Genomic DNA, 12,926 nt, shown 5'->3' with positions numbered 1-12,926 from the left:
TGTTTTACTTAATAATGAAAGCCTTTTAATATGCAATTAAGTTGGATAGATTGGACGGTTTTAAGCATTACACTTTTTTTAATAGTTGCTTACGGCACTTGGCAAACAAGAGGAAGTAAAAACGTAAAAGACTATTTAAGAGGCGGTAACAAATCTAAATGGTGGACTATTGGCTTGTCTGTTATGGCTACACAGGCCAGTGCCATTACATTTCTATCTACACCAGGACAAGCTTTTAATGACGGTATGGGTTTTGTACAATTTTACTTTGGCTTACCCATAGCCATGGTAGTAATTTGTATGGTGTTTATTCCGTTGTACCATAAGCTAAAAGTTTATACCGCTTATGAATTTTTAGAAAGCAGATTCGACTTAAAAACCAGAACCCTAACTGCTATTCTATTTTTAATTCAACGTGGTTTAGCAGCTGGTATTACCATTTTTGCACCGGCCATAATACTATCGGTTGTATTAGGCTGGGACTTATTAACCCTAAATATTTCAATTGGGCTACTGGTTATAATTTACACAGTATCTGGCGGAACGCGTGCTGTTAACGTTACACAAAAACACCAAATGGTTGTTATTTTCTTTGGTATGTTAACGGCCTTTTTTATTATTTTTAGTAAGCTTCCAGAAGACATAACTTTTAGTAAAGCTTTAAGTATTGCTGGTGCTAGCGGAAAAATGAACATTTTAGATTTCTCTTTCAGTTTAAACAATAGGTATACATTTTGGAGCGGTATTATTGGTGGTACGTTTTTAATGCTATCGTATTTTGGCACAGACCAAAGTCAAGTGCAACGTTACCTATCGGGCAAATCTGTAAAGGAAATGCAATTAGGTCTTATTTTTAACGGATTATTAAAAGTACCCATGCAGTTTTTTATTCTTTTAGTGGGTGTTATGGTGTTTGTTTTTTATCAATTTAATAAAGCGCCCATTAATTTTAATCCTACCGCCACAGAAGTTGTTTTAAATTCTGAATATGCTGAAGAATACAAAGCCTTACAAACCGAACAAGCCAAAATTTTCAATGATAAACAAACGCTTATAAAAGCGTTTATTAACGGTGAAAACCCAAATGCTAAAGGTTATTTATCTATAGCTAACAATGCTCACAACGAATTACGCGAAGAAGCTAAAATTTTAATTGATAAAGCAGGTAAAACACAAGATATTAAAGTTGAAAGTAATGATAAAGATTATGTTTTTATTCATTTTATTTTGAATAACCTACCACGCGGACTCATAGGCTTGCTTTTAGCTGTTATTTTAAGCGCAGCCATGTCTAGTACTGCTAGTGAATTAAATGCTTTAGGCTCTACCACAACAATAGATTTATACATTAGAAATACCGGCAATAAAACCGAAGAGCAAAAAGTTAAAGCCTCACGTTGGTTTACTTTTACTTGGGGAATTTTAGCCATTGCTGTGGCGTGTGTTGCTAATCTTGCCGAAAATTTAATTCAGTTAGTAAATATTATTGGCTCTATATTTTATGGTAATGTTTTAGGGGTATTTTTGTTAGCTTTCTTTTTTAAGTTTGTTAAAAGTAATGCCGTATTTTTTGGCGCTATTGTTACCCAAATATTAGTAATTGCACTATACTTTTTAAATGAATACGACATTATTAACCTTCCATTTTTATGGCTAAATTTTGTAGGTTGCTTAATTGTAATAACCATAGCCATATTACTTCAAATGTTTAATATTAATGACAACAAAACAGCACAAAACCATTAATTGGGGCATTATTGGCCTAGGAAGTATTGCCAACAAATTTGCAACAGATTTACTAACCATTAAAGATGCAAGGTTATACGCTGTAGGCTCTAGAGACCAGGCCAAAGCCAATGAATTTGCCAAAAAATACAACGCTGCAAAAGCCTATAATAGTTATGAGGCTTTAGCAAAAGACCCTAATATAGATGCTGTTTACATTGCTACACCACATGCATTACACAAAGAAAACACGCTTCTTTGCTTAGAACATAGTATTGCTGTTTTATGCGAAAAACCTTTTGCTATGAACATTGGCGAAGTGCATGAAATGATTGCTAAAGCCAAAGAAAAAAATGTGCTCTTAATGGAAGCTTTGTGGACAGCCTTTTTACCACACTACCAATTCACTGCTAACCTCATTAAAACCGAAACCTACGGAAAGCTTTTAAAACTTGAAGCCGATTTTGGTTTTTACCGCGCTTTTAATAATAATTCTAGACTTTTTAATAAAGATTTAGGTGGTGGAAGCTTGTTAGATATTGGCATATACCCCATTTTTGCAGCACTGTCAACACTAGGTAATCCTAAAGATATTATTGCTAATGCGTCTTTTTTTAATAATGGCGCAGATGCTTCATGCCACATGACCTTTATTTACAATGAAGGTGTTACGGCCTCATTAAAAAGTACTTTAATTGAAGATACTAAAACCGAAGCTATTTTTTATTGTGAACAGGCTACCATTAAAATAAACACGCAATTTCATAAGCCAACAACGGTATCAATTATAAAAAATGGTAATGAAACCGTTAAAGATTTTAATTACAATACCATTGGCTATAATTTTGAAGCTATACATTTTAATAACCTAATTAGAGCTGGTAAAACGGAAAGTGATATTATGACTTTTGAATTTAGCCAACAAATTATATCGCTTCTTGATAAGGTTAGAAACATTATAAACTTAGCGTATTAATTTTTTTTCTTTTTTTTGAAGTGAAATAATTAGGAAAAGAATAACTAGAAAGCGCTTATTTCATCTTACAAAAAACAACACCACAAACATGTGCGTTAGCGATTGCAGCGATAGCTTTTAGTGAGGCACGAGCTAAAACTACAAGCGGAAAGCGCGACCCGTTAGGGTAACGCCCTAATTAAAAATAAAAAAGCGAAACTAAATTAGCTTCGCTTTTAAAATTTACTTTTATTTTTTGCTTTTACAATGCGCCCCATTGTTTTAAAACTTCTTCGTTTTTTCTAATATAGGCATCATATTTTGCGGCTTTTGCTAATGCTAATGATGATTTTGCAGCTGCAATAGCGCCTTTTTTATCGCCAGCTTTGGCTTTTATTAAGGCTTGTTGGTGAATTACCCAAAATTTAGGATTTGCTTTATTCATTTCAACAGCTTTGTCAATCCATTTTTCGGCAGTTTTTATGTCTTTTCCTGCTTCTAAATAGTATACGGCAGATGCAAAATAATCATCGGCAGTTGGCCCACTCATTACGCCATCAATATTTGCAGATACTTTGGCATCAGTTGGTACGGTGAATGGTACTGCTGCGTATGATTTTTCCCAAATAATTTCTAAAACAGCGCTATCGTTTTTAATGTTGTTTACATCTATTGCCATGGTTTCAACATTAAAAGGCACTTCGTGTACTTCGGTTTTTGCTGTGGCAACTACTTTGCTGTCATCCCAATTTTGTGGTGTTCCCCAGTTGTTTGTATCAGCATACAACATAATATCCCATTGTTTTGCAGAGTTAAGTTTTGTAAAAATAGCATATGTTCCGGCTTTAACGTCTTGTCCTGCAAAGGTTACATCATCACTAAAAGTAATTGTAGTGTTTTTGTTGGCGCCTGTTCTCCAAATAGTTCCCCATGGCTCTAAACCACCAAAAATGGTTCTTCCTTTTACGCCTGGTCTAGAATATTCTATAGTAACATCTGTTAAACCTACTTTTTGTTTTAAAGTGGCTGACGGACTTGGTTGAGGCGTTTCAACTTGTGCATTTACAACTGTTAACGTTGCAAAGGCCACAAATAATAATACTAACTTTTTCATTTGTTTTGATTGTTTATGTTCACAATTCAAAATTAACTATAAAAACGACTGTATTTGTTAATAAAACCTTAAAAAACTGTGCCTATTATAATTAGCAATAATGCTTTTTAAAATATACAGAAACTAATTATAAACTTTACTTATACAACTATATGATTTTTTGTTTATTCTTTTTTAAAAAACTTTAAACATTTTGTATATTTGAGGTATAAACGTGCTTTGGTTAATACAATTTTTATTAAAACAGCACATAAAAAAGAACACATGCAAAAAGAAAAACTTGAAATTGAAAACAATTATTTAAACGGTTTAACGGTTGAAGATATTGGTGATGAGCACCTATTTACAAGTATTGAAACACCGTTACGTGAAGATGCTTTTAAACTTAGTGACACCGAAAAAAAAGAGCGCATTGCGATACTTTTTGAAGAAATTATGCAAGTCATGGGCTTAGATTTAACTGATGATTCACTAAAAGGAACACCGCAACGTGTTGCGAAAATGTATATTGATGAAATTTTTTCTGGTTTAAATCCTGAAAATAAACCTAAAGTTGCATTGTTTGATAATAAATACCAGTACAACCAAATGTTGGTTGAAAAAAACATAACATTTTACTCAAACTGTGAGCATCATTTTGTGCCAATTATTGGTAAGGCTCATGTGGCTTATATATCATCTGGTAAAGTTATTGGCTTATCAAAACTAAACAGAATTGTACAATATTATGCCAAAAGGCCACAAGTGCAAGAGCGTTTAACAAACCAAATAGCCAATGAACTTAAAAGCATTTTAAACACTGAAGATGTAGCTGTAATAATTGATGCTAAACACTTATGTGTTTCTTCTAGAGGTATAAAAGATGATACATCAACTACGGTTACAGCCTATTATGGTGGCAAATTTAATACATCTGAAAAAATTGCAGAATTACAAAACTATCTTAAAAATTAACACTATGGAATTAGAATTAATCAACAAAGCATTAGAGTTTGAACAACGCAAAATGAGAGGTTTATCAAACAGTGATAGAATTGAAATTTCTAGAGAAGCCAAAGCCTTAATTTTAGATTTAAACAAAATTTATAAAGCAAAAAAAGACCAAAAAATAATGGATATCATGAAACGCTTAACAGCCATAAAACGTAAAGTTGAAAAGCGCTTAAAAGGAAAACCATTAGTTTAACATTATTAGTACTATGAAAATTTACACGCTCCATAAAAAACAAAACCTTAAAACCACTATAAACGAGGCTTGGGATTTTTTATCTTCACCACAAAATTTAAAAACCATAACGCCAGATTATATGGGGTTTAATATACTTTCTGGAGCAGATAGACCCATGTATGCAGGCCAAATTATAGAATATATTGTTACGCCAGTTTTAGGCATAAAAACCAAATGGGTTACAGAAATAACCCATGTTATTGATAAACATTATTTTGTTGATGAACAACGTTTTGGCCCTTATGCATTATGGCATCATAAGCATTTTATAAAAGAAATTGAAGGTGGCATTGAAATGGAAGACATTATTCATTATAAAGTACCATTTGGTTTACTTGGTCAATTAGTTCAACCTATTTTAGTAAAACCTAAGCTTGAAGAAATTTTTAATTACAGAACTAAAAAGTTAGATGATTTGTTTGGGTCATTTTAATTCAACTTTTAACAAAATTTAAGCAGTTTAGCTTTAAAATGTTAATATTTACCTAATTAAAAAGCTTTAAAATGTTAATTTGTTCAATTTTATTATATTGCGAAAATTGAAAAATTGTTAGTTGAACTAAAATGCATTTTGAATATGACACTGATAGATAAAGCTTTAGAATTTGAGCAACGTAAACACACCTTTAAAACCACTAGTGAACGCATAGAATCTTCGCGCGAGGTTAAAGCACTTATATTAGATATTAATGATGTTTACAAAGAAAACAAAGATCCTAAATTAATGGATATTATGAAACGCTTAACAGCTATTAAACAGAAAATTGAAAAACGTTTAAAAGGCCGTTCTTAACACAAATAAGTATTTGTTTTAGCACAAAACTTTAAAATTATGAATACTCAAGAAGTTGCTAATTTATGGGCTAAAATGTGTAATAACACAAAACTTATTGAATGTGCTGAAATGCTTTATGCAGACACTATTATATGTAAAGAAATGCCAGGTGGACCAGATACCGAAATTACTAAAGGCAAAAAAAATGTAATGCAAAAAAGTTATAATTGGTTAAACACTGTTGAAACCATTCACAACTGCTCTGTTACACAGCCTTTAGTTGCAGGCAATCATTTTAGTAGTAAAATGCTGTTAGATGTAACTTTTAAAAACAAACAACGCATTAAAATGGAAGAAATTTGTGTGTTTGAGGTTAAAAACTCACAAATTATTTCTGAACAGTTTTTTTATACTGTTTAAATAAAAAACTTCATAAAACAAACACATCAACTGTTTGAAAAAGATTTAAAATCTTAAAAATCTTTTTCAAACAGTTTTTTTATAATCAACTTCATTTTGAAATTTAAAATGTAAGAGTTATCTTTAAAGGTTATAATTTTTTTATGCCCTTAAAAGATGAACGAAGTTAAACTTACGCCCTTGCAACACAATAATACCCAACAAATAGCTGTAAGGTTTAAATACAATTACAAATTAAGAATTCACCTAAAAAAGTTAGATGAAGTAAAATGGAGTAACACCCACAAGGTATTTTATTTAGAATATTCTTCAGAAAACAAACGTCTAATTTATGATCATTTAAGAGCTATAAACTGTTATGTAGATTATTCTGCTTTAACGGTAAAAAAAACCATTGAAGCACCTATTTTTACTGAAATAAAACTTCCTGCGCTACGAGATAATCAGCAATCTGATTTATTAAAATTTGAAAAATGGATGCAAGAAAAAAGACTTAGCAAAAACACCATAAACACTTACATTGAAGTAACTACGTTTTTTTTAAGATACAGCAATTTAAAAGGTATAAACACCTACTCTGCCCGTTTAATTGAAGCATTTAATTATGATTTTATAGTGAAGCCTAACAAATCAATTTCATACCAAAACCAATGCATAAACGGTATAAAAAAGTTTTTAAATTATAAGAATTATGAATTAGAAGCTCTTGATATTAAACGACCAAGAAAAGAAAAAAAACTACCCACTGTTTTAAGTACAGATGAAGTTAAACTTATTTTCAATAATACCTTCAATTTAAAACACAAAACTTTACTAAGTTTAATATATTCTGCAGGCTTACGCATAGGTGAAGCCATCAACTTAAAAGTTAATGACATAGACAGTAAACGCATGTTAATACACATAAAAAGTGCCAAAGGAAAAAAAGACAGGTATACCCTATTATCAGCATCTTTTTTAGAATTATTAAGGCTTTATTACCAACAATACAAACCATCATATTATTTATTTGAAGGCAGTAGCGGACAGCAGTATACAAGTTCAAGTGCACAAAAAATATTAAAATCGGCCGCATATAAATCAGGAATTACAAAACCAATAACACTACACACGCTAAGGCATAGTTTTGCTACACATTTACTAGAGGAAGGCACAGATATTAGATACATACAAGAGCTTTTAGGCCATAGCAGTCCAAAAACAACCATGATTTACACTCATGTTTCTGAAACTAGTATTAGAAACATTAAAAATCCATTTGATAATTTATAAATGATTCTTACATTGCATTAATATAAGAATTTTCACCTTTAAAAATGAGGAAATATAAAAGTAACAAAAAGACCCAAAAATTCCGCATAGCACACCAAATGGTTATTGAAATAGGAAAAAAGTTCTTTATATAAATAAGTTGTGTGTAATGTGAAAAATGACTGCAAATTTTCAAAATACAATAAAGAACCAACTGATTTTACTGTTTACAATATTCGGTGGAGTAGCAACTTTGATTTGCATTTTTGGCGGATTTGTAGAAAACTGGACAAATCTGATTTACCCAAGTCTTTTTGCTATTGGAATGACAGCTTTCGGACTGTTGACATTAATCGGAATTGAATTACTAAAACAGTTCCGTGAAAAAAGATTTTTCCAAAAATCCCCATACAATCAAATTGAAAAACGGACTTCAAAAAAAATACAAGTAATACGCTCAAAATATGATTTCCCAAAAACTCAAAGAATAATGGAACTGGACGGAAATAAATATGCAGTAGAATATTACGATGATATTTTTAAAGTGCCAATTTCTAGCGTACTCCTAATTTTTAACCAATCAGAACCTGATTTAGAACCAATTTTAATCAATTATAAAGAGAGAAAATATAGCGAGACTGAATTGTTGAACGAAATAAGAAATGGACAAAAAAACACTACACACAACAATGTATAACCGCAATTACGGCGGATTCGACTACGTCCGAATCCACTCAGAATTGCTTAAGCTAGTGAATAACTAAAAACTTTTGGCTAAATTAGCCCGATAACTGACGGGTTATACGAAGCCGTTGGCAAAAACAAGAAGCAGTAGCTACGCATTTAAAATTTTGACAAAGAATATTTATTGATAAATTCTGGTTTCTGAAAATTTGACTTCTCGCCTATTTTGAAAAATTCAATAATATGAAAATGAAAAACAGTAACGCGTGATTTGAAACGTAGAAACGCTGAAGTGAACGTAACTATGTTGAGTTTTAATCAGCAACGCGAAAAACTAGAAATGTTGAAAAACCGCTAGAAACCTGATAAATTTAAATCTTGACAAAAAGTAACAAAGCTGAAAAGAAAAGTTGAGAAATTGGTAAAACCTGAAAATTTAGCAGAAAATAACACGTATTTGAATTTATCGTAACCACCTGAATGATTTAAAATTCTAGTAAACCGATAAATAACTATTTAGGATAATTTGAAAATTGCATTTGCCAACAACGCATAAAAGCAATTTGGGGTTGATTTTCTCACGAAAATCAAGTACTTTTAACCAAGGTCAGTACAAAGGTCGAAAAGGCGTTGCTCTTTTCTCCCAAACTGACTTCTATACAAACCCGTTGTACACAAGCTCTGAAAAGCCAACCGCACAGTCAAGCACATTTCATTTTGCTCGTGCCTCACAAAATAAAAAGAGCTTGCCTTTTACCATCACTCACAGAAATTCAACCAATAGACTTGATATAAAATTCGCAAATTAATATTATATTTGCTAAAAATAGGTCAAATCCTAAATGTATAAAATCATAAAAATGGCAAGTTTTGGACATTTCATAAAAACCGAAAGGGAAAAAAGAGAATGGACTCAAACTGAATTTGGAGCGAAAATTGGAATCAATTCAAGTGCAATAAGCAGAATTGAAAATGGAACTCAAAAATTTAGTAAGTCAAAACTCAAACCCTTATCAAAATTATTTAGTCTTGATTTACAAAATGTAACAGACTTATTTTTTGCTGATAAATTCGCTAGAGAAGCATTTAAATACAAATGCTCTGAATCAGTTTTTACAGTTGCTGAAGATACTGCAAACTATTTAAGAAATACTAATACCAAACAAGCAAAATTGAATTTTGAAAATGAATAGAAAATTAACCGCAATCGACTTATTCTCTGGATGCGGAGGATTCTCTTATGGGTTCCAACAAGCTGGATTCCACGTTATTTTAGGTGTAGATAATACAGAAATAGCTTTAAAAACATTTGAGAGAAATCATAATGATTCTAAAACACTTCTTCTAGACTTACACGAAGATGAATCAATAGATAAAATTGTAGAATCAAAAGGAGAGCATAAAGTAGATGTTATAATCGCTGGACCACCTTGTCAGGGTTTTTCATTAACTGGAGCAAGAAATGAGAATGACGAAAGAAACACGCTTTTCAATGCTGTATTCAAACTTGCAAAAAGAGTTAATCCAAAAGCAATAATTATAGAGAATGTTCCTGGTTTACTAAACCTTTATAAAGGAAAAGCAAAAAAGGAAATAATAGAATTGTGCGAAGAAATGGGATATAACTGCAATCCTAAATTATTATACGCACCAGATTATGGTGTGCCACAAATTAGAAAGCGTGTATTTTTTGTCGCAATCAAAAAAGAGTTAGGAATGTTTGAATTTCCAGAAGCTACTCACAAACCAGAAGAATATATTGGTTGCAAAGACGCAATTGGCGATTTACCAAATTTGGTAAGTGATTTGGGCAACGAAGAATTATTTTATGATAAAAAGCCTTTTAGCCAATATCAAAAAACAATGCGTAATGGAAACAAGGTTTTAAAAAATCATCTTGGAACAAAACATACTGAACACGTAATTAATGTTATTTCCCAAGTTCCAGAAGGCGGAAATCATAAAGATTTACCACCAGGAGTTGGAGATTCAAGAAAATTCAATGAAGCTTGGACTAGATATCACAGTAAAAAACCTTCTAAAACAATAGATACTGGACATAGAAATCACTTTCACTATAAATGGAATAGAGTTCCTAGCGTTAGAGAAAATGCCAGATTACAATCTTTTCCTGATGAGTTTGTTTTTTTAGGCAACAAAACTCAACAATACAGACAAGTTGGAAATGCTGTTCCACCATTGCTAGGAAAAGTTCTTGGCACTCACCTAATAAACTATTTGAAAGATGAAAATTAACGTAATTGACTTATTCGCAGGTTGCGGTGGATTAACAGATGGATTCCTTCAAACAGGAAAATACAATACTTTGGCAGCGGTAGACTGGGAATTTCCAACGGTTCAAACTCTTAAAAAGAGATTAAGCACAAAATGGAATTATGATTTAAACAGTAATAACATATTACATTTCGATATTCAAAGAACTGACGAATTGATTAATGGCTTTGACGATTCAAAATATGGAAAAAGCGAAGGAATTAATAAAATTGTTGGAGATAAAAATGTTGACCTGATTGTTGGTGGTCCACCTTGTCAAGCGTATTCAATGGCAGGAAGAGTTAGAGATGAAAATGGTATGCAAGACGATTATCGTAACTTCTTATTTGAGAGTTATGTAAAAATGGTTAACCATTTTCAGCCTAAAGCTTTTGTTTTTGAAAATGTAGAAGGAATTCTTTCTGCAAAACCAGGCGGAATATCTATTGTAAAAAGAGTTAGACAAGCTTTTGAAGAAATCGGTTATGAAATAACTGAAAATTTGAGAAGTAATGCCCTATTTGATACTTCATATTATAATGTTCCTCAAAAAAGAAAAAGAGTTATCATTTTTGGTGTGCAGAAAAATGAAAATAGCGCAAAACAAGTTCGCGAATTTTACTCACTTATGAAAGAAAAAGCAAGCTCTGAACCTTTAAATTCTAAAATTGCTTTTGAAAATTTGCCTAAAATTTATCCGTCCAAATTAAACTCAAAACATTCTCACACAGTTAAATTAAATGGTGTTCCTTTACCTAAAAATCACGAACCAAGAAAACATAGTGAAAGAGACATTGAAATATTTAAGTTACTGACAGAAGACATCTTAAGCGGTAGAGAAAATTACACATCAAGTAAAGCACTTATTCAGTTATACAAAGAAAAAACAGGTAAGGATTCAAAATTTCATAAATATCACGTAATACGTGAGGACAAACCAAGTAATACCATTCCTGCTCATTTATACAAAGATGGTTTAAGACACATTCATCCTGACCCAAATCAAGCACGTTCGATAACAGTTAGAGAAGCAGCTAGAATACAAACTTTTGATGATGATTTTGAATTTCTGGGTTCGAGAGGAGACCAATATAAAATGATAGGAAATGCAGTTCCACCAAAATTTTCTAAAGTAATTGCAGAAACAGTTTACCAAATTTTAAACACTAACGATAATAAAAATGTACTACATAAAGAAGTTGAAATTTCAGGAGTTGGGTAGCCCAAAACCAGATGGAACTGTATCCAGAGGAAGATATATGCTGATTTCTAAAAAGAATGAAGGTTTTTTCCCACCTCTATCAACTACTGAATTAAATGATGCAATTCTATTACCTATTGTTCCACCAGAATTGAATGAAAAAGTTTATTGCACTTTTGTTTATCACAATGATAAATATCACGGAAGTTTAGCAAAACAACCTAGGGACGAATTTAGGCTGTATATGAACAATCAAATAGACCCTAATCGCTCTTATTTTAAACCTGATGATATAATTGTTTTTCAAAAAATTCAAACTGAAGATTTGACAAATCTTTATAAGATGAATCTCTTTAATTCTGATAGTGAACATTATAATTTTTTGAATACAATTGTTGAAGAATCTGAATTACGAGGTGGTCACGCAGTTTATGATAATGAATTAGATTTTATAGACACTAATCAAATTGATATAAAAGATTTAGAAACAGTTATACCTGAAGAAGTAAAAAAGGAAGCTGATAAAAGGCAAAAACAAGTTAAAGAAGATGAGAAATCAGAAATTGAAGAGACTAAAGGAGCTAATCTATTTAACTCTGTAAGTTTTAGAGATTTTGTTTTACTTGGTTATCAGAATAAATGTGCTATAACTGGAGAATCTATATTTTACAAAAAGCTAATTAATTTAGAGGCTGCACACATAAAACCAAAGTCACATTCTGGTTCCTTCTTACCTTGCAATGGTATTGCAATGTCTAGAGATATACATTGGGCTTTTGACAGAGGAATGTTTACAATTGATGAAAATTATTGTGTAGTAGTACACGAAGATGTAAAAGATACTTTGTTAGCCAACTATGATAGTAAGAAAATTAATATTCCTATAGAGGATTTTTTCAAACCTGAAAAATCATTTCTAGAATATCATAAGAAAAATATATTTGGACTTTTTAAATATGCGGGCGTTATGAGAAGCCCCAACTAAAGCCATACACATTTGCAATGAGCTACAGCCGACACACAAGCCAAAAATTGCAAAAGAGTATGTCTTTGCCAACGCTAGCAAGTTTGCGGAAAGAAAAAGCCAGTGTACAACAATGTATAAAAATAATAGCGGTTTAATCGCTAAAACGAAATGAAATAAAAAAAAAAAGGTCTGTGTTTAACCGAAAAGTTAGTGCGTAAAAATCCGCTACTATTCTTATACTAGACCGTTGCTTTCAATAGCGGCCGACGCTCACTCGAACTCTTTAAAAAAATCCGATTCACAAAATGCCGGTTAAAACTTGATCACTCAAC

At 31.5% G+C, this 12,926-nt stretch carries 14 protein-coding genes; 13 read left to right on the top strand and 1 reads right to left on the bottom strand.

All coding sequences use genetic code 11. The features are described from left to right. The first annotated feature begins 30 nt into the window (after positions 1–30). Both ACXAG4_RS10020 and ACXAG4_RS10015 read left to right on the top strand, forming a co-directional pair. Positions 31–1,746 (top strand): sodium:solute symporter family protein, encoded by a 1,716-nt coding sequence (locus ACXAG4_RS10020; protein WP_475295946.1) that lies wholly within the window; start codon positions 31–33, stop codon positions 1,744–1,746. Further along, on the top strand, positions 1,718–2,701 hold the full coding sequence (locus tag ACXAG4_RS10015) for a Gfo/Idh/MocA family protein (RefSeq protein ID WP_475295945.1): 984 nt from the start codon (positions 1,718–1,720) through the stop codon (positions 2,699–2,701). Before ACXAG4_RS10020 ends, ACXAG4_RS10015 begins: the two co-directional genes overlap by 29 nt. Positions 2,702–2,942: 241 nt before the next feature. Here ACXAG4_RS10015 and ACXAG4_RS10010 read toward each other — a convergent pair whose 3' ends face one another. Next, positions 2,943–3,794 carry a DUF2911 domain-containing protein gene (locus tag ACXAG4_RS10010; protein ID WP_475295944.1) on the bottom strand — a complete coding sequence of 284 codons (852 nt, stop codon included), beginning with the start codon at positions 3,792–3,794 and terminating at the stop codon, positions 2,943–2,945. Positions 3,795–4,058: 264 nt separating this feature from the next. Here ACXAG4_RS10010 and folE point away from each other — a divergent pair, with 264 nt between their 5' ends. From folE to ACXAG4_RS09955, 11 genes are all read left to right on the top strand, one after another. Next, entirely contained in the window at positions 4,059–4,748 is a 690-nt protein-coding gene (gene folE / locus ACXAG4_RS10005; RefSeq protein ID WP_475295943.1) for a GTP cyclohydrolase I FolE, read from the top strand. Between the two features lie 4 nt (positions 4,749–4,752). Beyond that, positions 4,753–4,980 (top strand): hypothetical protein, encoded by a 228-nt coding sequence (locus ACXAG4_RS10000; RefSeq protein ID WP_475295942.1) that lies wholly within the window; start codon positions 4,753–4,755, stop codon positions 4,978–4,980. Between the two features lie 13 nt (positions 4,981–4,993). Then, entirely contained in the window at positions 4,994–5,455 is a 462-nt protein-coding gene (locus ACXAG4_RS09995) for an SRPBCC family protein (RefSeq protein WP_475295941.1), read from the top strand. 144 nt (positions 5,456–5,599) lie between these two features. Beyond that, positions 5,600–5,815, top strand: coding sequence for a hypothetical protein (locus tag ACXAG4_RS09990; protein ID WP_147130240.1), 216 nt, complete (start codon positions 5,600–5,602; stop codon positions 5,813–5,815). A gap of 39 nt (positions 5,816–5,854) precedes the next feature. After that, entirely contained in the window at positions 5,855–6,217 is a 363-nt protein-coding gene (locus tag ACXAG4_RS09985; RefSeq protein ID WP_475295940.1) for a SnoaL-like domain-containing protein, read from the top strand. A gap of 156 nt (positions 6,218–6,373) precedes the next feature. Beyond that, entirely contained in the window at positions 6,374–7,489 is a 1,116-nt protein-coding gene (locus ACXAG4_RS09980) for a tyrosine-type recombinase/integrase (RefSeq protein ID WP_475295939.1), read from the top strand. 157 nt (positions 7,490–7,646) lie between these two features. After that, a complete protein-coding gene (locus ACXAG4_RS09975) occupies positions 7,647–8,165 on the top strand; it encodes a hypothetical protein (RefSeq protein WP_475295938.1) in 519 nt (172 codons plus the stop codon). 847 nt (positions 8,166–9,012) lie between these two features. Further along, positions 9,013–9,345 carry a helix-turn-helix domain-containing protein gene (locus tag ACXAG4_RS09970; RefSeq protein WP_406746053.1) on the top strand — a complete coding sequence of 111 codons (333 nt, stop codon included), beginning with the start codon at positions 9,013–9,015 and terminating at the stop codon, positions 9,343–9,345. Further along, positions 9,338–10,408, top strand: coding sequence for a DNA cytosine methyltransferase (locus ACXAG4_RS09965; protein WP_475295937.1), 1,071 nt, complete (start codon positions 9,338–9,340; stop codon positions 10,406–10,408). The genes ACXAG4_RS09970 and ACXAG4_RS09965 overlap by 8 nt, the downstream gene beginning before the upstream one ends. Then, on the top strand, positions 10,398–11,648 hold the full coding sequence (locus ACXAG4_RS09960) for a DNA cytosine methyltransferase (RefSeq protein ID WP_475295936.1): 1,251 nt from the start codon (positions 10,398–10,400) through the stop codon (positions 11,646–11,648). The genes ACXAG4_RS09965 and ACXAG4_RS09960 overlap by 11 nt, the downstream gene beginning before the upstream one ends. After that, positions 11,641–12,612 (top strand): HNH endonuclease, encoded by a 972-nt coding sequence (locus ACXAG4_RS09955; protein WP_475295935.1) that lies wholly within the window; start codon positions 11,641–11,643, stop codon positions 12,610–12,612. Before ACXAG4_RS09960 ends, ACXAG4_RS09955 begins: the two co-directional genes overlap by 8 nt. Positions 12,613–12,926 lie beyond the last annotated feature (314 nt).

This window comes from Seonamhaeicola sp. ABD4_175 (assembly GCF_056160885.1).
The sequence above is the reverse complement of the archived record's forward strand: the minus strand, read 5'-3'. Positions and strand labels throughout refer to the sequence as shown.

Excerpts from the sequence above, each read along its gene's own strand:
- ACXAG4_RS10020 (WP_475295946.1), top strand. The coding sequence starts at position 31 with ATGCAATTAAGTTGGATAGATTGGACGGTTTTAAGCATTACACTTTTT.
- ACXAG4_RS10015 (WP_475295945.1), top strand. The coding sequence starts at position 1,718 with ATGACAACAAAACAGCACAAAACCATTAATTGGGGCATTATTGGCCTA.
- ACXAG4_RS10010 (WP_475295944.1), bottom strand. The coding sequence starts at position 3,794 with ATGAAAAAGTTAGTATTATTATTTGTGGCCTTTGCAACGTTAACAGTT.
- folE (WP_475295943.1), top strand. The coding sequence starts at position 4,059 with ATGCAAAAAGAAAAACTTGAAATTGAAAACAATTATTTAAACGGTTTA.
- ACXAG4_RS10000 (WP_475295942.1), top strand. The coding sequence starts at position 4,753 with ATGGAATTAGAATTAATCAACAAAGCATTAGAGTTTGAACAACGCAAA.
- ACXAG4_RS09995 (WP_475295941.1), top strand. The coding sequence starts at position 4,994 with ATGAAAATTTACACGCTCCATAAAAAACAAAACCTTAAAACCACTATA.
- ACXAG4_RS09990 (WP_147130240.1), top strand. The coding sequence starts at position 5,600 with ATGACACTGATAGATAAAGCTTTAGAATTTGAGCAACGTAAACACACC.
- ACXAG4_RS09985 (WP_475295940.1), top strand. The coding sequence starts at position 5,855 with ATGAATACTCAAGAAGTTGCTAATTTATGGGCTAAAATGTGTAATAAC.
- ACXAG4_RS09980 (WP_475295939.1), top strand. The coding sequence starts at position 6,374 with ATGAACGAAGTTAAACTTACGCCCTTGCAACACAATAATACCCAACAA.
- ACXAG4_RS09975 (WP_475295938.1), top strand. The coding sequence starts at position 7,647 with ATGACTGCAAATTTTCAAAATACAATAAAGAACCAACTGATTTTACTG.
- ACXAG4_RS09970 (WP_406746053.1), top strand. The coding sequence starts at position 9,013 with ATGGCAAGTTTTGGACATTTCATAAAAACCGAAAGGGAAAAAAGAGAA.
- ACXAG4_RS09965 (WP_475295937.1), top strand. The coding sequence starts at position 9,338 with ATGAATAGAAAATTAACCGCAATCGACTTATTCTCTGGATGCGGAGGA.
- ACXAG4_RS09960 (WP_475295936.1), top strand. The coding sequence starts at position 10,398 with ATGAAAATTAACGTAATTGACTTATTCGCAGGTTGCGGTGGATTAACA.